The sequence below is a fragment of the Nitrospira sp. T9 genome (assembly GCF_052156535.1).
Classification (GTDB): domain Bacteria; phylum Nitrospirota; class Nitrospiria; order Nitrospirales; family UBA8639; genus Nitrospira_E.
In genome coordinates this window covers 19,530-39,667 of the sequence record NZ_JBQKUP010000042.1, presented here as the reverse complement: position 1 = coordinate 39,667, position 20,138 = coordinate 19,530, and the positions used below count along the sequence as shown (strand labels likewise).

The following is a 20,138-nucleotide window of genomic DNA, read 5'->3' as shown; positions in this document are numbered from 1 at the left end:
ATCATGAATTATCAGAAATTATCAGACAATTTTTTATTCTTCTTGTAACAATTTAAATCCCGTGACCGTACGACCATCTACTTGCACTTCCATGGCCACGAAATCTTGGGCCGCTTTCGTGATTTGGTCCATTAACGCTTTATCCTTGACTGCTAAACGAACTGTCGTTTGAGGGGTATACCAACCTGAATATGGATTGTTCTTTTCGTTCCCACCCTGATAACCCCAGGCACAACAGGAATACAATGAGTCAGGAAGCGTTTGAATCCGATCATCGGAAGCTCTGCCTGGAGGATTGCCTGTTTCTGCCGGTCCAGAGGTGTTCCAATACTGAATTCCGAATAAAATTTCTCCCTCAGGGTTGTCCGCCCAATGGCCAAAAACCCGCCCCTTTAAACTGGTAGCTGGTACACCTTTGAAAGAAATATCACCCTGGTGAGTGATATCCGCTGGGTCACCCTTTGACTTGTCAGGACCAGGACCAGCTGCATACCCAACGCTTACTAATCCAAGACTCAACAGGCCAAAGGCACAGAGAGCTACCAATTCCTGACGTAGAGATGACTTCTTCATCTGCTCCCTCCTTACAGTGTTAGAATGACAAAAAATTAAAAAACGACTTACCCTTTGTTTATCTTTAAAACCACTTTTCCCCAGTTCTGCATACCCCTAATCCGAAAAGGAAAACAAGGTATTCGAGAGGGTCCAATGCTACTCATCCAGGGCATGGTTGTCAAGCGAAAAAATAAGCGGTTTTGATGATCATCCCCACCTCGGAATTCCCCTTTTTGGGATGGGTCCCAATGCCGTGACCACAAACTGCTGTAGATCAAATAATTTCTGGCTTAAATGACGAATTTGTTCAGGGGAAATCCGATCAATCGCCTTCACCATCTCCTGGAGGGTGACATGACGCCCTTGGTACATTTCGTCTTTTGCCAATTTATTCATCCGCCCGTATGTACCTTCCAAGCCCAACATCAAACTTCCTTTTAATTGAGTTTTGGTTCGCTCTAATTCATTGCTCGCCACTTCCCGACGACATAATTTCTTGGTCTCTTGACAAATTCGATCAATGACGGCTGCCATTTCATTAGGGCGGGTGGCGGCATAAACGGTAAGCGTCCCGCCATCCAAAAAACCAGAAAGATGCGAATAAATGGTATAGGCCAATCCGCGTTTTTCGCGGATTTCCTGAAATAATCGCGAACTGACTCCGCCTCCAAGAATTGTGCTTAAGACATGCGCCGCATACCGATCAGGATGCCCCACAGGCAATCCCTTAAACCCAACACACACATGAACCTGCTCCAAGGGCTTGACGTGAAGACTTTGGCGTTCCTGCGGCTGATCGGGCCATGGTGTTTTCTGGACGGATGAGGAAAGCTTGCCGTATCCACCATGCTTCCACTTGCCGAAATACGTGTTGACGGTATCAATGATTTCTGGAAAAGAAAAGTTGCCGGCCACTGCGACAATCGTATGTTCAGGGCGATAATGCTGTTGCCTATACTGCATCAGCGCTTGACGGCTGAGTCTTTTCATCACCCCAGGCTCTCCCAGGATCGGACGCCCCAACGGGTGGGAGCCGAAGATATCCTTGGCATGCAATTCATGAATATAGTCCTCTGGGTCGTCCTGGGCCGTACGGATCTCCTCAAGGACGATTTGTTTTTCCTTTGCAATGTCTTTGGCCGAAAACCTTGAATGGTGAAACAGATCGGCAATGAGGTCAAAAGCCAGCCTCATCTGCTGATCCAGCACCTTGACATAAAAAGCCGTGGCCTCATGAGTGGTAAAGGCATTCATTTCACCACCCAAGGCATCGATCTCATTGGAAATTTGGGATGCAGTCCGTTTTGGCGTGCCCTTGAACATCATATGTTCAATGAAATGAGAGAGGCCACCCTCACCTTTTCCTTCGTCACGACTTCCGACCGTGGCCCATACCCCTAAGGCCACGGACTTCAAAGATGACATCCGCTCCAGGACAACCCGGACTCCATTATCCAATATGACTTTTTTATACACGCGTTGCGACTCAGGCAGGCTTAAGAGGTGGGCTGATCCTTGTCCGTCTGTTCGGCCATGGCGTCTTTTCGGCTAAGACGGATCTTCCCTTGTCGATCGATTTCCAGAACTTTCACCAGAATCTGTTCACCTTCAGAAATTTCGTCCGTGACCGATGCCACACGGTGAGGGGCCAATTGCGAAATGTGCACAAGCCCATCCATACCGGGGAGAATCTCCACAAAGGCGCCAAAATCTACAATCTTTCGCACCGTTCCGAGATAGATTTTCCCAACCTCCGCTTCTTCAACGATCCGCTGAACCATATCCATTGCCTTTTGAGCCGACTCCCCGTCTACGGCTGCAATCGTCACCACTCCTGAGTCATCGACATTCACTTTCACTCCACAATCGGCAATGATGCTACGAATCATTTTGCCCCCAGGCCCAATGAGATCCCGGATTTTATCTTGTTTGATCTGGATGGTGGTGATACGTGGCGCATAGGCTGCCAGCCCGGTACGAGGGACAGCCAGGCATTCATCCATTTTCCCAAGGATGTGCAAGCGCCCTTCACGGGCCTGCGCCAACGCCTGCCGCATCAGGTCGGGGGTTATTCCGGCAATCTTAATATCCATCTGCAGGGCTGTGACTCCATCTCGCGTTCCGGCAACTTTGAAATCCATATCGCCCAGATGATCTTCCATTCCTAAAATATCTGAAAGAATCGCGACGCCACCCTGCTCTAAAATTAAGCCCATCGCGATTCCGGCCACCGGCGTTTTAATGGGTACTCCCGCATCCATCATGGCCAATGCCCCACCACAAATCGTGGCCATTGAAGAGGACCCGTTTGATTCCAGAATATCCGAGACAAGTCGAATGGTATAGGGGAACTCTTCCTTGCTGGGAAGCACTGCTGCTAACGCACGTTCGGCTAATTTGCCATGGCCGACTTCCCGCCGACCCGGACCTCGAAGCATTTTCGCCTCACCAACACTAAATGGCGGGAAATTGTAATGCAACATAAATGACCGGAAATACTCCCCTTCCAACGCATCAATCCGTTGCTCATCATCTGAAGTGCCCAGGGTCACGACAGCCAATGCCTGGGTTTCCCCCCTGGTAAATAATGCCGAACCATGAGTCCGGGGAAGAATCCCTGCCTCAGAAGATATGGGACGAATGTCGGATAGACCCCGTCCATCTGCTCTCTTCTTCTTTTCCAGGATCATTCTCCGGACCTCGGAATATTCCAAATCGGCAAACACTTTTTTAACCTTGGCTTTTCGATCGGCATCGTCTCCGGCCACGGTCTCAATCGCTTCTTGGAGAATTTGGGCAAACCTATCCTGGCGTTCGGCTTTGGCTGCAATATACATGGCCTCACAAATGGGAGCCGCCGCGACTTGGCGTACGGCTTGCTCAAGTTCCGCGTCGATGGCCTCCACCTGCAATACCCGCTTGGCTTTGCCAGCCTTCGCTTGTAATTCTTCAATTTTGGCAACAATATTCTTGATTTCACGATGAGCCAATTCGATCGCATCAATCATCGTGTCTTCCGAAAGCCCATCCGCACCAGCCTCGACCATCATCACAGCGTCCTTCGTTCCGGCCACCACGAGATTTAACTCGCTTTCCTCCTGTGCCTTCTTATCTGGATTGACCACAAATTGGCCGTTCACTCTTCCAACTCGTACCGCTGCTAATAACCCGGACCCGGGAATATCGGATACGGCGAGTGCTGCTGACGCGGCCACAATGCCGATGACGTCCGAGGACATGGTCTGATCAATAGAAAGCACTGATACAATGATCTGGGTTTCATAAAAGTAACCTTCCGGCATTAATGGCCGAATCGGGCGGTCAATGAGTCGGCTGGTTAACACCTCTTTTTCGCTGGGCGCCCCTTCCCGCTTGAAAAACCCGCCAGGTATTTTCCCGGCTGAGTAGGCTTTTTCTTGATAGTTCACGGTCAGAGGCAGGAAGTCAGCGTCAGCCTTCAAGGTCTTTGAGGCTACTGCCGTGGCCAGCACCACGGTATCGGCATAGGTTGCCAACACGGCACCATCCGCCTGCTTTGCCATGCGACCAGTTTCCAAACGAAGCGGGCGACCACCAACTTCCATTTCAACGAAATGAATCATGTTTCAACCTTTCTGATCCTTGAGTGGATATATTGATATGGAGTGTGAGGCTTCGCTTCGCATTGAGAACCGGGCATCTGTCTCCCATCTCATTGATTCTGCTCACCCTAAAACCTGCATTCTGTCTTATTTTCTTATGCCCAGTGCAGCAATCACCGCTTGGTATTTTCCCTCATCCCGACGCCGCAAATAATCTAATAATTTTCTTCGCTTGCTCACCATTCGCAAAAGGCCCCGTCGGGAATGATGGTCTTTTTTGTGTGTCTTGAAATGTTCGGTCAAACCGGTAATTCTATTTGTCAACAAGGAAATCTGCACTTCAGACGAACCCGTATCCTTGTCGTGAATCCGATGCGATTCTATTGCCGCGGTTTTTGCTTCTTTCGTTAAACCCATAACTCCTCCTCCAGTTCCTCAAGGTTACATGAATTCAGTAAGAAATTTCTTCTACGAATTTCGGTTTATCCTCACTAAAACAAACCCGTATTTTTTTGACTAGGCAAACACCGTTTCAATCGCTAATACGGGACCTCCCTTGGCTGACTGAAACACCGGGCCTCTCCCCAAAGCAAGTAATTGCCCATCTTTCTGTTTCACCCTCACCAGATTGTCCCCCATGAGTGAAACTTTTTGTTCCAAATACGAGTTGACCACACGATCCCAGGAGATCGCATTTCCATGGAGCACCTTTCGAGCGTCATCCCCATCAACCTCAACTGCGGGAAACCCTTCTAAAGCCTGGTCTAAACCCCAAAATGCACCATCCAGACGGGAGAATTCAAGTCCCCCAAGCAGGGATTCTATCTCAACAGCCTGATCAACATGAATAGGCCCGACCCGTCGCCGTTGAAGCCATTTCAAATGTCCACCCACCTGCAATATGTTTCCAATATCCTCGCAGAGAGTTCGAACATAGGTTCCCTTGGAACAGACAACCCGAAATGCAACCTCAGGGATATTCAGTCTTTGGATTTCTATATCATGGATCACTACGGTTTTTGCCGGTCGGTCAACCGTTTCCCCTCTTCTGGCTTTTTTATACAAGGGCTGCCCCCCGATTTTCACCGCCGAATACATAGGTGGCACTTGCTGGACAGACCCTTGAAAGGTCGAAAAGACGGATCGAATACGGTCCTCCGTCAGAGATTCCACCGGGGATTCTTCTAATACTGTGCCCCAGGCATCCTGCGTATCAGTCCGTTGGCCCAATTGAAGGACGGCGCCATATTCTTTATCCCATCCCAACAGATACTGGGCAATTTTGGTTCCTTTTCCAATTAAAATCGGCAATACACCTGTCGCATGGGGATCCAAGGTGCCAGCGTGTCCGACTTTCTGAATACCCAAACCTGACCTGAGGCGTTGCACCACATCATGCGACGTCCATCCATCAGGCTTATTTACATTCAGAACTCCATGTAAAGCCATCCCCTTCACTGCCTTCCCCGAGTTATGGTCGATGCAAGACGCCACTGGTGCCATTACCCCTCTATACTTTCACTCTTATTGGGGAAAGAGGAGGATGCCTCAGTTTCCCCGGAATCCCCAGATTCTTGGTGAAGGCCATCCAATAACTTTTCAATTCTATTCCCATACTCTGCACTCGTATCACGATAAAAGACTAATTCCGGCGTATAGCGCAAATTCAATCGTCGTCCCAATTCGGTTCGAACAAACCCCACTGCGCTTTTTAGACCGGGACCCGTCACCTGATCAAAATGGGCTTGATCCAAAGTGGTCACATATATCCGAGCAATTTTGAGATCAGCCGTCATCTTCACACCTGTCACGGTCACGAATTGGATACGTGGATCTTTCGTTTTTCTGGAAAGAATCTCTGCCACTTCCATCCGGATCTGATCGGCAACCCGCGTTGCCCGACTACTATTAATTTTTGCCATGACGTGAAAAAATAATTGGAGCTTACAAGACTTCAATCTGGGATCGTAAAATCTCGAGGGAGGGATTTGATCGTATAAAGTTGAGGACTTGGTCTAAAACTTGATTGACCCTTCCCGTGTCATTCGCCACACACACCACCCCCAAAATGGCTTTTTGCCAAATGTCTTGTTCATCAATTTCAGCAACGGAAACATTAAATCGATTTCGCAATCGGGAAATTAAGCTTGAGAGGACCTGACGCTTCCCTTTTAACGATTGGACATCAGGGATATGGAGTTCGAGCGTGCACAACCCCACGATCATCCCCATTCAGCATCACCTTATCCATACAGCATTATAATTTTGTGGCCTCCTCTTCCAAAACGTAGGCCTCTAACACATCACCGATTTTTAAATCATTAAAATTCTCAACTCCAATTCCGCATTCATAGCCCTGCTGAACTTCCCGTGCATCATCCTTAAACCGCCTTAATGATCCAATTTTTCCTTCATAGACCATCACCTGATCACGAACAACTCTCACTTTGGTATTCGAACGGGATATCAACCCATCATTCACATAACAGCCGGCAATGGTGCCCATTTTCGGAACGTTAAATAGTTGCCGAACCTCCGCATGCCCCATCACTCGCTCCTTGATTGTTGGAGCCAGAAGCCCCTCTGCAGCCGAACGAATATCATCAAGTATATTATAAATGATGGTATACAACCGAATTTCCACACCTTCCCGTTCTGCAATAGCAGCCGCCTTCGAATCCGGACGAACATGGAATCCAATGATAATCGCTTTTGAAGCAGCCGCTAATAACACATCTGTTTCGTTGATACCACCTACTCCACTATGAATGATCTTAAGCTTTACCGCGTCGGTAGAAATCTTCAGAAGTGCATCGCCTAACGCCCCCACCGATCCTTGCACATCAGCCTTGATCAGTAATGGCAATTCCTTAATTTCCCCATCTTTAGATTCTGCATAAAGCTCCTCTAGGGTTCTTCTGGACGTGGATGCGAGCCCTAAATCTTTTTGCTTTTGCTGCCTGGCCTGGGCAATTTCCCTCGCAGCCCGCTCATCCTTCACCACGACCAGCTGATCCCCGGCTTCAGGAACCCCCAATAAGCCAATGACTTCAATTGGTATCGATGGCCCAGCTTCCTTCAAGCGCTCACCTTTGTCCGATGTTAATCCTCGCACCCGGCCGCTCACTGACCCCACGACAAACGAATCCCCGATTCGTAAGGTTCCGGCTTGAATTAACACCGTGGCAACAGGCCCACGCCCCTTATCCAATTTCGCCTCCAAGACAATCCCTCGAGCGGAACAGGTAGAATCGCCTTTCAATTCCATAATTTCTGCTTGAAGCAACAACATATCAAGCAACTGGTCTAATCCCTTGTTTTGCTTTGCCGATACTTCAACAAAAATGGTTTGGCCTCCCCATGCTTCAGGTTGCAAGCCATGCTCGGCTAAACTTTGCTTGACCCGATCAGGATTAGCCCCCGGTTTATCCATTTTATTCACGGCCACAATAATCGGCACATTGGCCGCTTGCGCATGATTGATAGCTTCAATGGTCTGAGGCATCGGCCCATCGTCTGCAGCCACAACCAAGACTACAATATCCGTAACCTGAGCCCCACGAGCCCGCATGGCCGTAAAGGCTTCATGGCCTGGGGTATCTAAGAACGTCACGCCACGTTCACCAGCCTTCACAAATGACGCCCCGATGTGCTGAGTAATCCCTCCCGCCTCTTGATCGGTCACCTGGGTCTGCCGAATGGCATCCAACAACGAGGTTTTTCCATGATCGACATGTCCCATGACCGTCACCACAGGCGCACGAGGTTCTAACTTTCCTTGCTCCCCTCCCTCAAGCACCTCATCCAAAAGGGCTTCACCTCCCTTTGCAGCCACCGCTTCAACTACAAGGCCATAGCCCTCCGCGATGAGCACTCCAGCTTCTAAATCCATGGGTTGATTGAGGGTTTTTGCAATATTTAAATCCATTAATTTCCGAATAATTTCCGTGGGTTTTTGTCCGATCACTTCGGCAAAATCTTTCACGGATATCCCAGCAGTGACCTTCATAACTTTTTTCCGGGGTTTGGTGACTTCACCCACCGAAGGCTGTTGAACCTGACGGGTACGTTCCTCACGTCGCAACGTTGGTAATGGTCGAAGATCTTGCCAGACCGCAGCATCCTCAAACCGTGCGGCGAAGAGATCTTCGTCTTTGACACGCGCAACTTTTTTAATTTTTTTGCCTTTTTCCTCTATTGGAACCTCTCGCGAAATAACCGCAGCTTTCTTGTCGGGCTTTCCTTCGCCTTTCCTCTCTTTTTCAGGAGACTTAATAGAGGGAGGGGTTGCGACACTTTTCTCATCAAGAACAGGTGGTGGGGCCACAACATCATGAAGCCCTCCCGATTCAGTGGGCGATACGTCGGGGACCTCCTGATGAGATTCTATAGGGGATACCCCGGAACTTTGAGTCAATACAGGACCCATCTCCAATGGAGCCTCTGACTCCTCCTGGACGACCGGTAACTCTTCTACTTCACCTTCGCCGACTTGAGACAATTCGCCCATCTCTTCCAGGATTTCTTCTTCCGTTTTTTTCTTCTTAATCAGTATATGCTTTTTTTCGGCTTTCTTAGGTTCTTCGGCCATTGCCTCAGACCGATGTCTTCCGGAAGTCGACGATTCTTTTTTCAGTAGGCGCCCCCCCTCAGAGCTTTTTACACCAACAGGCCCTGAAACGGATGATTCCCCAGGTTTGGGCGTTGTTTCAGGAATTTTACCAAGAATAATATTCATCGCCCATTTGGCCATATTGTCTTCCACGGTATTACTATGGGAACTAACCTGAATGCCAAGTCGCACCAATTCAGGAATAAGCAAACGGCTCTCCATCCCAATTTTTTTGGCTATCTCATGAACTCTCATGCACGTCCTTTACTGTGAAGCCGTATCCTTACGATCCCGAGCTCTGCCCTGACTCTGTTGGTGCCACCGCTGGATTCTCCACGATTTCCTCTTGTGAGGATCTTTCAATTTCCTTGGCGTTGTCCGCCGCCGGCTCTTCCGTAATTTGAGCAGCCTCTTCAGCCAAAGCTGCTTTAATCTCCTGGTCTCGTTCAAGCTTTTGCTTTTCGTATTCTGTGGAGCTAATGATATCAATCTTCCAACCTGTCAATTTTGCTGCTAATCGGACGTTTTGCCCATTTTTCCCGATGGCCAAAGAGAGCTGAGAATCGGCCACCACCACCAAGGCTGATTTTTTTTGTTCGTCAATCCCTACTTTTTCAATGGAGGCAGGGTTCAGGGCTTCCCCGATAAAAACCCGAGGATCATTTGTCCATGGAATGATATCTATTTTTTCGCCATGCAGTTCCCGAACAATCGCCTGGACCCGTGAACCTTTGACGCCAACGCATGCGCCAACCGGATCGACTGCCTTATCCCGCGAAGCCACTGAAATCTTCGTCCGGTCACCAGGCTCACGTACCACCCCTTTGATTTCAACGATTTTCTCGGTAATTTCAGGCACTTCCAGACCAAACAATTTCACCACGAATTGAGGATGCGCTCGGGAAAGGATCACTTGCACGTCCTTTGGAGTTCGTCGAACTTCTAGCAGCAAAGCCCGCACTCGATCTCCCCGTCTATGAGCTTCCCGTGGGATTTGCTCCTGAATGGGGAGAAGGGCCTCTGTTTTTCCAATGTCGACCAGGTAATTTCGACGCTCCTGGCCCAAAATTACCCCATGAACTAACTCCCCTTCTTTTTTGGAATATTCCCGTTCAATCGATTCCCATTCAGCCTCTCGAACTTTTTGGCAGATGACCTGCTTCGCGGCCTGTGCAGCTATTCGCCCAAATTCTTCCAAATCAATGAGTGAGCCAATTTCGTCTCCCATTTCGGCTTCATCATCAATTTTTCTGGCATCTTCCAATGAAATCTCTGTTTTAGAATCCAGCACGTTCTCAGCAATCGTCTTTTTCTTCACGATAGAAATTTCGCCGGTTTCCGTATCAATGTCGACTTGAATATTTTCACCATGCCCAAATCGTTTCTTCGCGGCCGTGAGAAGCGCTGACTCCAAGGCCAAAATGACTTTGGCCTTATCAATTCCTTTCTCCCGACCGATTTGATCAATGACCAACATGAGTTCACTTTTCATATGTATCCCTCGCAAGGCACGATAAGCGGTTCAAACGGACATGGGCGGTTAGTGCGCATCCAGTAAAACTATTAGAACGAAACCTCTAATCTCGCTTTGGCAATATCTTCCCAGGGCACAATCACTTCCTGAGAATTCTTGCTTTTGTGATCCATCAAATGAATCCCCATGTCTGTAACAGTAATCAATTGCCCCAGGACAACTGATTGTTTGTTGATCGAGGTTTTCAGAGTGACTCGAAGTCGTTCGCCCACCACTCGTTCATAATCTTTTAGATCTCGGAGCGGTCGATCTAGACCAGGCGAAGAAACTTCAAACCGATACGCGGCTTGCTCTGGATGAAGAACCTCCCAGGTTCGACGCAGGGATTGATGGAATTGTTCACAATCTTCAATTCCAACTCCCCCCTTTTTATCAAGAGTCAATCGAACCAAAAGGTTGGCGGGTCTCCCGGTGCACTGAACCTCGAAGATATCCACTCCTAAGGCTCGAGCAATAGGCTCGCCCACTTGGCGAATCACTTGCTCAAGATTGTCAGCCGAAAAGGCCACCACAATTCCTCACTACGAGCGGCCACAAACCAAGACCAAAAAAAAGTGGGCTCACGCCCACTCTACTCGAAAATAACCTAGCACTTTCCATTTTTAAAGGCAAGAGCTTACCCGATTCACTACATCTCCCTAAATCCCTGAACACTCCCATCACCCGTGGAGTCGCGGTCCATGGGCATAAGACAGACCCTATGATAGGCTATTTCTGAGTAGGGTTGTACTCACTTTCAAGTGAAATCAATCAGAGAGGATTAAAACCGATGCCTTGTATAGTTTCAGTGGCCTCAGGTAAGGGCGGAGTTGGGAAAAGCATGGTCGTTAGCAACCTTGGACTCCTCCTCGCCAAAAAGGGACTTCGCGTTACTTTGGTCGACATGGACATTGGGGGAGCTAATCTCCACATCTTGTTCGGGATGTTCCATCCCCCATCCACTCTCACAGATTTTTTGACAAACACTCGCACTAATTTAAATGAGATCGCCCACCCTATTCCCAGCCTCTCTTCCCTGAAGCTCATTTCGGGTACCGGGGAAACCCTGATTACCGCAAACGTGCAACATGCCAAAAAAAAACGCCTTATCCGGCACTTACAGAAGCTGGATGCAGATATCATTCTGGTTGACGTCGGCGCGGGCACCAGTTATCACGCACTGGACTTCTTTCTCCTCGCGGACTATTACCTGGCTGTGGCCACTCCTGACCCGACTTCGGTCTTAGATCTGTATCGTTTCATTAAACTTGCCGCCATTCGAAAGGTCCTTACGGCTTTCTTAGCCCGCGACCCAGTGGCTGATGCCCTTCTGGACAATGACTTCCATAGTGTCACAGCAGTCCTGGAAGCCGTTGGAAAAACGAACGAATCAGGTGTGGGGATTGCTCAAGAAGCCCTAAAAAGGTTTCAACCGGCCCTCATCTTAAATCGCATGACTCCCAAATCCAGGGTCAATACTCTCCACTTACAACATCTTCTTAAACAATATGTTGGAACCGAACTCTCTATCTTAGGGAATATCCCGGAAGACATGCACGTGCAACAATCCATTTTAAAATATCTTCCAGTAGTAGAACTGGCCCCCACATCCCCAGCGACCATCGCGCTGAACCAAATTGCCGACAATGTCCTTGAGATGGTGGGGCGAACAGCTGGATCAATTGGCCGGATGGAAGAGCCCAGAAAGATCCGAGCATAAATGAATGATTGACTAACGTCCTGCCCTATTTTTTTTTGGAAAAAATCCGTCGGCTCTTCCCATATGAAAAGGATCGGAAGACTGCCCTCACGCTCACTAATCTTGGTCTAGACTTAAAAAGTCACATTTCGCACGAGACCTGCCGCAAATCACCCGACCTAGTTTGATGTCTTTGAGAGTTCTGCCAATGAATCTTGCAATTGTTTGACTTTTTTCTCTAACACCCTGCAATTCTTTTGAGCCGCCTCAGCTTCCTCCTTTAAAACACCCAATTTCTTCGTGAGGGTATCAACCATACCTTCGGCTGATTGCAGGCTCCTCAACGCATCAAGTCGATCTTCCTCTCCTTCCAGGCATTGTGAATTAAGGCGTTCAACCACACCTACCCATTCTCGAGCAACACCGCCGAGCGAACCAGGAACTGGAGGGAGGGTGGCCTCCTTACCTAAAAGTCCAACGGCTTTCTGTACCCAATCGATAAAGAGGATGGCTTCCCAAAAATTCAAATCACCTGCACCCCCGGATTCCTCCGCATGGGGTGCTTCGGCCCGTCCCCGCAGATCGGAAGGAGGAGCCGGGTCTTTATGATTTTCCTTGGCACCCGGCTTGAGTGGTGAACCGTTATGGAATTGATGCAGTAACACCGCCACACAATGGCGACAAAAAGGTTGCTCAGTCGATGGACAGGAACATTTGGTCGACAAGGTCCCCGCTCGCAACTTAATAGTTTGCGTATACACGCCATAGACGCCATGGACCTCGGCCGTGATTTGGGTCTGGTCCGCATCAAGGATTTTGACTCGTTGGGTGGAAAAATATTGATGGCCTTCTTCGAAGACCGTTCCCCCAACCACGGATTGAATCATGTCAGCATCTAATTGGCTCAGCTCCTGAGCCGAACAGGAAATTCTATTTCTCATACAGATAACACCCAATAAAAAAATGAGCCCGGCCGCCCATCCCAAAAGGTGAGGACGGTTTAATGTTTCGGAAAATATTACCGAGAATTAACCTTAGAGCCAATTACCAAGTTCCATCCATGACCTAAAACTACCACGTCCTTGAATTACCGCCTGGCACTCTACCCTGCCGGACGTGCCATCATGAAACCCGCCACCTTCACCGGCCACACGCCCCCTGCTTCCTTTCTGGAAAGTCTGCTCGCCGAAGCCCCGGAAACATTGCCTATCCTCAGGCAAAGTTGCATCCAAGTCCTAAATCTTACTCAGGATAAACGCTCAAATGCCAGCGATATTGGAGAAATCATCATGCGTGATCAAGCCATGATGGCCAATGTCATTAAAATCGCAAATAGCCCTGCCTATCATACCCGCACACCAGTCAAAACCCCAACCTATGCGGTGGCCCTTATCGGTTTTGACGTCATTCGGGTCATGGTGGTCTCGGCCCAATTAATTGAACAGGCCGATACCTTTGGGTCCGATACCACCAATCTGAAACACCTACTGGCACGCGCTCTGGTCGCCGGGACCCAGGCACAGGAACTAGGAAAAGCCATCAATTACAGGGAGACGGGATCGTTATTTACCAATGCCATGCTCTATTCACTGGGAGACCTCATCCTCGCCCTCTGTCGCCCCGACGTCGCCGAACAACTAGAAGTCATACGCCGGGAGGATCCAGCCAGTATCCCAAAAGCCGAACTCACTCTTTTAGGAAGACCGCTGCATGTCATCGCTGCCGCCATGGCCAAGCATTGGAATCTGCCAGACACCCTGGTTCAGCTATTGGAGAAAAAGCCCGTCTGGCCTAAATCCCATCCAGAAGCAGATCAACAGATCATGGAAGGTATTGTTCGAGCCGCTAACGAATTGAGTTATTGCCTCCTGAACCCATTGGTTATCGGACAGGGAGAGGTCCTTCAAGCCCTGATCGAACAGTTTCTTCCCCCTTTTGGCCTCTCCATGATCCAATTGGAACATACCGTGTCCAAAGCCTTTAGCCAAGCATCAGAAATCGCCTCGGCCATCAACATTGACCGACAGCACTTTCTTCCCGCATCCGAGGCCAATGGCCTATGTCTTCACAATCAACATTTACATCGACTCACTCAAACGATCCATCAGGTTCTAGACCCCGAAGGGATTCTTTCCAAAGAATCAGCAACATCGGCTCAGCAAGCATCCTCTTCTCTCCAGCCCTCTCCGGCCTCCGATAAGCCGTTGCTGGATTTCACTATTCAGTCCATGAAAATTTCCGAACCCTCTTCGCTGCTTACATTTGTCACCCGAAGTCTCCATGCTTCCTATGGATTTGAACGGGTCTGGCTCGCATTGGTCATACCAGGAAAAGATATGCTCCAGGCCAAAATCGGTTATGGTCCGCATGTGGAAACCATCCAACCAGCGTTTCATTGCCCTCTTTCCCATGGAAACTTCTGGGATCGACTCCTCCATAGGTTTCACCCTATTCAATATTCTTCCTTGGCCAAAGAAGGAGAATCCGGAGGTATGCCAACCGCCTTTTTAAAATACTGGGGCGACCAACCCGGGTTTGCCGGAACCTTATATGCGCCCAACAGGCCTATCGGGGTCATCCTGGTGGATAGGTATTCTACAGGGCATCCCTTGACCGACACGGATTTTGCCGCCTTTGCCTTAGTGTTGTCCCAAACCAACGCTAACCTGGCTCGATTAACTCAACACCACTAAGTACTAGACGTCACAATCTGATGTTCTGAGGCACAAAAGCTCCTCAGCGTCGTTCTTGGGTCTGTTGAAAAAAGCCGCCAGCGGCGTTCTCGCCATTTTTCCGTGCTCACTGACTCAGCGTACGCTCCGCGCGTAAAAACGGCTGCGGCCTTGCTGGACGGACTTTTTTGAACCGACCCGGAGCATTTGATGAGAAATCTAATCCTGGGCAAATTTTCCCTTGAAAATCTTTATTATTCAACACTCCCTTCTTGCATAGCACGCAATAAAAAACCACAAGAATTGTACCTTCACCATTCCACCCTGAACTGATGAGAGCCAGAAAGCTGTTCATGCCGGGAGACAAGGAGAAGATCAGGACCAAAGGCTATGGTCTAATGACTCACAATGGAGAACGAATCTGTTTAAGATGGGGCAGACGGTAGAGGGCATACAGAAGCATGGCGATGGCAATCAACATTTCTTTGTGTTCATTCAGACCCCACAAAAATTCTTCATAAAAACGATCTCGGTAGCCCAACGGCGTTAGCCAAAAATACATACCCTTGAGTTCCCGATAGAGGGTGGCAAACGCAATGGTGAAAATGACCGGCCCTTCCGGGATAGCCGGTTTTAAATTTTCCGGCAACCGAAGAGGGTGTTGAAACTTCCAGACAAGGGGTAACAAAAAAAATATCACAAACAGAAATATCGCTGCCAATGTGCGAACAGGAAACCGGCTGCTATGGAGGTCAGTTGATCCACCAAAACGCGTACTCCACCAGAGGGGAGTTTCCCACCCAAAATGGATCTGCCCCCAACCAATTTCTTCTCCGGCAAAAAGAATTGAAGCGCCGGAAACCGCTCCGATCACACCAGCCGCCAGCTGATTTCCGCTTTTCCAGAATGTCCAGCTAGACGCCAACAACATGCCTCCGCCTATGAGTGCGGACCAGAATGTCACAATCTCCACTGCGCCTTGTTCGCGGTGAACTTCTTCCAGGATGTAGGACAAATAGAATTCTGGTGCCATTACGTAAATCAGTAGAAGCCCAAGAACAATGACAAGGGGCGTAGCATACCCCATGCTATGTATGACTTTTGTCATGGAATTTCATTTCATGGAGCCTGGCATACAAAAAAATAAACATGTGAAGGGAGCGATCCCACAAGAATAGGTAACCGGCAGGAAGACTTGAAATTGATCATGTCTTCACCACATCCTCTAAGTGCTGGAAATTTGAGAATGTTACGTCTTATAACTTCAATCGTGTAAGGTAAAAAGTGGCCCCACAGACGCCATATGAAAGGCCATGTCTTCCCCTCCGACAAATCTCTCACTTTTCACTACCCAAATCGAGCACAAATGATATTCGTTTACCAATTGTATGTATGACACTAAGGGAATGGGCTCATTCGTCTCAAAATATTATTCAGTCCAGGGGGTAGAAAAGCAAATCAAGAGGAGAAACCCAAAATTCTTTAAGATGAGCCAAAGAGGAGGTCACCTGAGCGCAACCCCGCGAAGGATTTTTTGGAAAATCTAACACCCTCTGGGGAAACATTTTGAAGGGAAGCGTGAAAACAAACCCTGTCTCTCTCACAGGAAGGAAACAAGCAAGAGGAATAACCTCTTGTTATATGGTGAGCCGCGTGCGGCTCGAACGCACGACCCTCGCCTTAAAAGGGCGATGCTCTACCAACTGAGCTAGCGGCTCACCGGGTCGCGATGCTAACAATGGATTCTGTTGTTGTCAAACTTACAGCAGAGAAAGACATAAAGATGCGTTTTCCTCATGAGCCTTTACGGGAACGATTCATTGGATTTCTCACGACAATGGTATCTTCCCGCTTGGAACCGGTCGAGATCATATCAATGCGACACCCGGTTAGTTCCTCAATTCTGGCCAAATACCGTTTAGCAGCAGGCGGTAGACTTCGATGCGACTTTAAACCCGACGTGTCGACTGTCCACCCTTTCCATCGTTCATACACCGGTTCACACCCGGCCAAAACTTGTAAATCACCGGGCATTTCCTTGTGGAGTTTCCCCTGATATCGGTATCCGGTACAAATTTTCAATTCTTTGCAGCCATCCAGCACATCCAACTTAGTAATGGCCAATGAAGTCAGTCCGTTAATTCGAACGGCATAACGCAATAACACCATATCCAACCAGCCACACCGGCGGGCTCGACCTGTTGTTGAGCCATATTCGTTCCCACGCTGCATGAGTTGCTGACCCATTTCATCAGTCAATTCTGTCGGAAACGGACCTCCGCCCACTCGAGTCGTATAGGCTTTCGTGACACCTAAGACTCCCGTTATGGTAGTGGGACCGACCCCACTGCCGGTGCACGCCCCACCCGAGCAGGAACTTGAAGAGGTGACGTAGGGATACGTCCCAAAATCGACATCCAAATGGGTCCCTTGTGCCCCTTCAAACAAAACACGTTTCCCTCGCTCAAAGGCCCGGTCTAGGACCAACGCAACATCGGTAATATGCGGACGAAGTCGCTCACCATAGGCTTGATAATCTTTAAAAACCTTCTCAACCGTAAAACCATCTACTTTATAAATGCGCTCTAAGAATGCATTAATTTCTACCAGATTCTCCCGGATCTTTTGTTGCAACACATCCGGATTCAGCAAATCTCCCATGCGAATGCCGACTCGCGCCATTTTATCGACATACGCCGGCCCAATGCCTCGGCCCGTCGTCCCGATTCGGCGAGCCCCTTTCGCCTGCTCTTCCGCCTTATCAATAGCCTTATGATAGGGCATGATGACATGGGCCCGATTACTAATAAGAAATCGTTTTCCAACCGGAATCCCCTTGGAAGTCAAACGATCCAACTCCTCGATCAATCCAGCCGGATCAATGGCGACTCCGTTCCCCAGCGCGCATACCTTCCCCCGATAGAGAATACCCGAAGGAATCAAATGAAAAATAAAGGTGCCTTTATTGGTAATAACCGTATGGCCGGCATTGGAACCTCCCTGATAGCGGACAATGACATCCGCATCCTTGGCCAGAAGGTCCACAATTTTTCCTTTTCCTTCATCTCCCCATTGGGAGCCGACAACAACCAATGCGGCCATAGCTTCCTCCACACGCACAAGACAAGAGCACGGGACAAAAAAAAACTCGGCCAGCGGGTTAGCCAGAGCTCCAAGGATGAATCGTAGGTCTCAACGCATAATTTGTCAACGAGGGAGCCAGACCCTTATGACCTCTGATTTTCTTGACCGAACCGAGGTCGCGTGATAGCATCATTTTCGTTGTGGGGCTGTAGCGCAGTTGGGAGCGCGCGTGAATGGCATTCACGAGGTCGCCGGTTCAATCCCGGCCAGCTCCACCAATTTCATCCCTCCTTTCCGTCTTTTTGACCATGACAAAGGGGTTTTGACTCGGTTTTCATCTCACAATTTGGATGGTGTTTCCGCATGCTGCATATTGAACAAATCTCAAAGAGCTACCCCACGAAGCCCCTGTTCATTAAGGCTTCGGCACACCTCAAACCCAACACCCGTGTGGGACTCGTTGGTCCGAATGGGTCAGGGAAAACCTCACTGATGCGCATGATCCTCAATGAGGAGGAGATAGAAAGCGGAAAGATTCGACAACGTCCTTTTCTTCGCCTTGGCTATTTGCCACAGGAACTGGAGTCTTTGACGGGAAATACTATTCTCGATGCCACACACCGGAATCAATTTCCCGATCACGAAGCCAAGCGGATTCTTGCCGGATTGGGATTTCAAGAGTCTGATTGGGACCGCAAGATTGACACCCTCTCCGGTGGGTATCGCATGCGGGTGGCCTTAGCCCACTTATTGCTGTCAGCCCCCGACGTCCTCATGCTGGACGAGCCGACCAACCATCTCGACAAACCCACGCAGCGTTGGCTGGAATCATTTTTACTCTCTTCGAATTTCACACTGTTGATTATCAGCCATGACATTGGCTTTTTAGACAACATGGTCACCCATATTTGGGAAGTCCGAAACCATACTTTGCAGGAATACCGGGGGAATTATACGCGGTTTCAAAAACTCCGGGCAGAGCGTGACGCCCAGGAAGAGGCGGCTGCCAATCGACAATTCAAAGAAATTGCACGTGTCCAAAACTTTGTCGACCGATTCCGATACCAGGCCAACAAAGCCAGTCAGGTGCAATCCCGGATCAAACAACTTGAAAAAGTGAAACGCATTGAATTGCAACGGGACACGAAACGGTTGCGATTTAAATTCCCGGACCCGCCGGCCAGTGGAAAAGACGTGTTTGAACTACGGGATATCGGGAAACGCTATGGCGAAAAAATCATCTATGATAGCTTGGATTTTTCGGTCGAACGGGGACAACGCGTGGCCTTGGTCGGGGAAAACGGGGCTGGAAAATCTACACTTCTTAAAATCCTGGCTGGAGCCTTGGAATTCGAAAAAGGGTCCAGAATCTTGGGTCACGGGGTCACTCTCCACTATTTTGCTCAGCACCAGGCAGAAATCCTCAAACCTGAACATTCCATATTGGATTCACTGGAAGAAGCCGCGCCCCTGACTGAACGAAATTTTTTAAGAGGATTGGCCGGCGCGTTTTTATTCTCCGGTGATGATCAGAAAAAACCCATCAAAGCCTTGAGCGGCGGGGAACGCAATCGAGTCGCTTTAGCCCGCATGTTAGTCGAGCCGGCCAACACCCTGCTCTTAGATGAGCCGACCAACCACTTGGATCCCACATCCGTGGATATGTTAACGGACGCACTGCTCCAATTTCCCGGAACCATGGTGTTTATCTCGCACGACCCCACATTCCTCATGCGGGTCGCCACGCGCGTTGTAGAAATCGACGATGGACAAGCCCGCGATTACATCGGCGACTATGAATACTATTGCTGGAAACGGGCCAAAGAATTGGAAGATCAGATTCCGCCGGAAGCCACACCCGACAAGAAAAAATCGAAGAAAAAAGAGAAACCCCACAAAGAAAAACCCACCACCGAGCACCTCACAAATGGGAAAGCCAAGACCGCCGTCGCCACTCCTGACGCTCCATCGCGACGAGACCTCTCAAAAAGCATCGCCCGCCTGGAAAAGCAGGTCGCCACGCTGGAAAAAGAAATTGGTCAGCTCGAAGAACAGATCAAAGCTCGGGACGTGGAACTCGCCGACCCGACCACCTATCAAGACTACTCCCGCTGGAATGCCCTCCACCACGAACGCGAACAATGGGGACACGACCTGGACCGCCTCACGCACAAATGGGGCGATCTCAGCGCCCAACTCGAAAAACAACAATCCCAAATCTCCTAATACCACACATTTCTGTTTTATCCCGCACAAAAAACCACTCCACCCGAAAAAGAGCCCAAGGCTTCAGACTCGCTGCATGCTATAATCCATAAGGATAAAAACTATAGAAACGATGATTACTTTCCCTTCAATTCCATTAAAATTAGGTGAATTTAAAATGACGCATATAACACTATAGGGTGTTTCGTTACATTTT

Annotated in this window: 16 protein-coding genes and 2 tRNA genes; 4 read left to right on the top strand and 14 right to left on the bottom strand. The window is 49.1% G+C overall.

Features of this window, described 5'->3' with window-relative positions:
- Positions 1 to 33: 33 nt before the first annotated feature.
- The 10 genes from ACTRXD_RS19610 to rimP all read right to left on the bottom strand — a co-directional run bounded on the left by ACTRXD_RS19610 (position 34) and on the right by rimP (position 10,791).
- Complete coding sequence (locus ACTRXD_RS19610; protein WP_442433474.1) at positions 34 to 573, bottom strand: hypothetical protein; 540 nt, start codon at positions 571 to 573, stop codon at positions 34 to 36.
- 189 nt (positions 574 to 762) lie between these two features.
- Entirely contained in the window at positions 763 to 2,031 is a 1,269-nt protein-coding gene (locus ACTRXD_RS19605; protein WP_442433473.1) for a M16 family metallopeptidase, read from the bottom strand.
- 20 nt (positions 2,032 to 2,051) lie between these two features.
- Positions 2,052 to 4,157 carry a polyribonucleotide nucleotidyltransferase gene (gene pnp, locus ACTRXD_RS19600; protein ID WP_442433472.1) on the bottom strand — a complete coding sequence of 702 codons (2,106 nt, stop codon included), beginning with the start codon at positions 4,155 to 4,157 and terminating at the stop codon, positions 2,052 to 2,054.
- A 126-nt stretch (positions 4,158 to 4,283) separates the two neighbouring features.
- Positions 4,284 to 4,553 (bottom strand): 30S ribosomal protein S15, encoded by a 270-nt coding sequence (gene rpsO / locus ACTRXD_RS19595; RefSeq protein WP_312741506.1) that lies wholly within the window; start codon positions 4,551 to 4,553, stop codon positions 4,284 to 4,286.
- Between the two features lie 99 nt (positions 4,554 to 4,652).
- Positions 4,653 to 5,585 (bottom strand): tRNA pseudouridine(55) synthase TruB, encoded by a 933-nt coding sequence (truB, locus tag ACTRXD_RS19590; protein WP_442433471.1) that lies wholly within the window; start codon positions 5,583 to 5,585, stop codon positions 4,653 to 4,655.
- A 53-nt stretch (positions 5,586 to 5,638) separates the two neighbouring features.
- Positions 5,639 to 6,058: a 30S ribosome-binding factor RbfA gene (rbfA, locus tag ACTRXD_RS19585; protein WP_442433470.1), complete on the bottom strand. Its 420-nt coding sequence runs from the start codon at positions 6,056 to 6,058 to the stop codon at positions 5,639 to 5,641.
- Between the two features lie 22 nt (positions 6,059 to 6,080).
- Positions 6,081 to 6,368 carry a DUF503 domain-containing protein gene (locus ACTRXD_RS19580; protein ID WP_442433469.1) on the bottom strand — a complete coding sequence of 96 codons (288 nt, stop codon included), beginning with the start codon at positions 6,366 to 6,368 and terminating at the stop codon, positions 6,081 to 6,083.
- Between the two features lie 25 nt (positions 6,369 to 6,393).
- Positions 6,394 to 9,003 (bottom strand): translation initiation factor IF-2, encoded by a 2,610-nt coding sequence (infB, locus tag ACTRXD_RS19575; protein WP_442433468.1) that lies wholly within the window; start codon positions 9,001 to 9,003, stop codon positions 6,394 to 6,396.
- A gap of 28 nt (positions 9,004 to 9,031) precedes the next feature.
- On the bottom strand, positions 9,032 to 10,240 hold the full coding sequence (gene nusA / locus ACTRXD_RS19570) for a transcription termination factor NusA (protein WP_442433467.1): 1,209 nt from the start codon (positions 10,238 to 10,240) through the stop codon (positions 9,032 to 9,034).
- A gap of 71 nt (positions 10,241 to 10,311) precedes the next feature.
- The gene (gene rimP / locus ACTRXD_RS19565) at positions 10,312 to 10,791 is read right to left on the bottom strand and encodes a ribosome maturation factor RimP (RefSeq protein WP_442433466.1); all 480 of its coding nucleotides are present in this window, start codon (positions 10,789 to 10,791) and stop codon (positions 10,312 to 10,314) included.
- Between the two features lie 260 nt (positions 10,792 to 11,051).
- Here rimP and ACTRXD_RS19560 point away from each other — a divergent pair, with 260 nt between their 5' ends.
- On the top strand, positions 11,052 to 11,981 hold the full coding sequence (locus tag ACTRXD_RS19560) for a P-loop NTPase (RefSeq protein WP_442433465.1): 930 nt from the start codon (positions 11,052 to 11,054) through the stop codon (positions 11,979 to 11,981).
- 158 nt (positions 11,982 to 12,139) lie between these two features.
- Here the strand turns inward: ACTRXD_RS19560 and ACTRXD_RS19555 are convergent, their stop codons facing one another.
- Positions 12,140 to 12,901: an SWIM zinc finger family protein gene (locus ACTRXD_RS19555; protein ID WP_442433464.1), complete on the bottom strand. Its 762-nt coding sequence runs from the start codon at positions 12,899 to 12,901 to the stop codon at positions 12,140 to 12,142.
- Positions 12,902 to 13,084: 183 nt separating this feature from the next.
- Here ACTRXD_RS19555 and ACTRXD_RS19550 point away from each other — a divergent pair, with 183 nt between their 5' ends.
- Positions 13,085 to 14,653 (top strand): HDOD domain-containing protein, encoded by a 1,569-nt coding sequence (locus tag ACTRXD_RS19550; RefSeq protein WP_442433463.1) that lies wholly within the window; start codon positions 13,085 to 13,087, stop codon positions 14,651 to 14,653.
- Between the two features lie 382 nt (positions 14,654 to 15,035).
- Here ACTRXD_RS19550 and ACTRXD_RS19545 read toward each other — a convergent pair whose 3' ends face one another.
- The 3 genes from ACTRXD_RS19545 to ACTRXD_RS19535 form a co-directional block, all read right to left on the bottom strand.
- Positions 15,036 to 15,740 (bottom strand): hypothetical protein, encoded by a 705-nt coding sequence (locus tag ACTRXD_RS19545; protein WP_442433462.1) that lies wholly within the window; start codon positions 15,738 to 15,740, stop codon positions 15,036 to 15,038.
- Between the two features lie 534 nt (positions 15,741 to 16,274).
- Positions 16,275 to 16,350: transfer RNA gene (locus ACTRXD_RS19540), tRNA-Lys, on the bottom strand.
- Positions 16,351 to 16,426: 76 nt separating this feature from the next.
- Positions 16,427 to 17,734, bottom strand: a complete 1,308-nt coding sequence (locus ACTRXD_RS19535; RefSeq protein WP_442433461.1) for an adenylosuccinate synthase — start codon at positions 17,732 to 17,734, stop codon at positions 16,427 to 16,429.
- Between the two features lie 184 nt (positions 17,735 to 17,918).
- On the opposite strand from ACTRXD_RS19535, the gene ACTRXD_RS19530 reads away from it, so the two are divergent.
- Together ACTRXD_RS19530 and ACTRXD_RS19525 are read left to right on the top strand one after the other, a co-directional pair.
- Positions 17,919 to 17,994, top strand: a tRNA-Ala gene (locus ACTRXD_RS19530).
- 85 nt (positions 17,995 to 18,079) lie between these two features.
- Positions 18,080 to 19,942: an ABC-F family ATP-binding cassette domain-containing protein gene (locus ACTRXD_RS19525; protein WP_442433460.1), complete on the top strand. Its 1,863-nt coding sequence runs from the start codon at positions 18,080 to 18,082 to the stop codon at positions 19,940 to 19,942.
- The last annotated feature ends 196 nt before the right edge of the window (positions 19,943 to 20,138 follow it).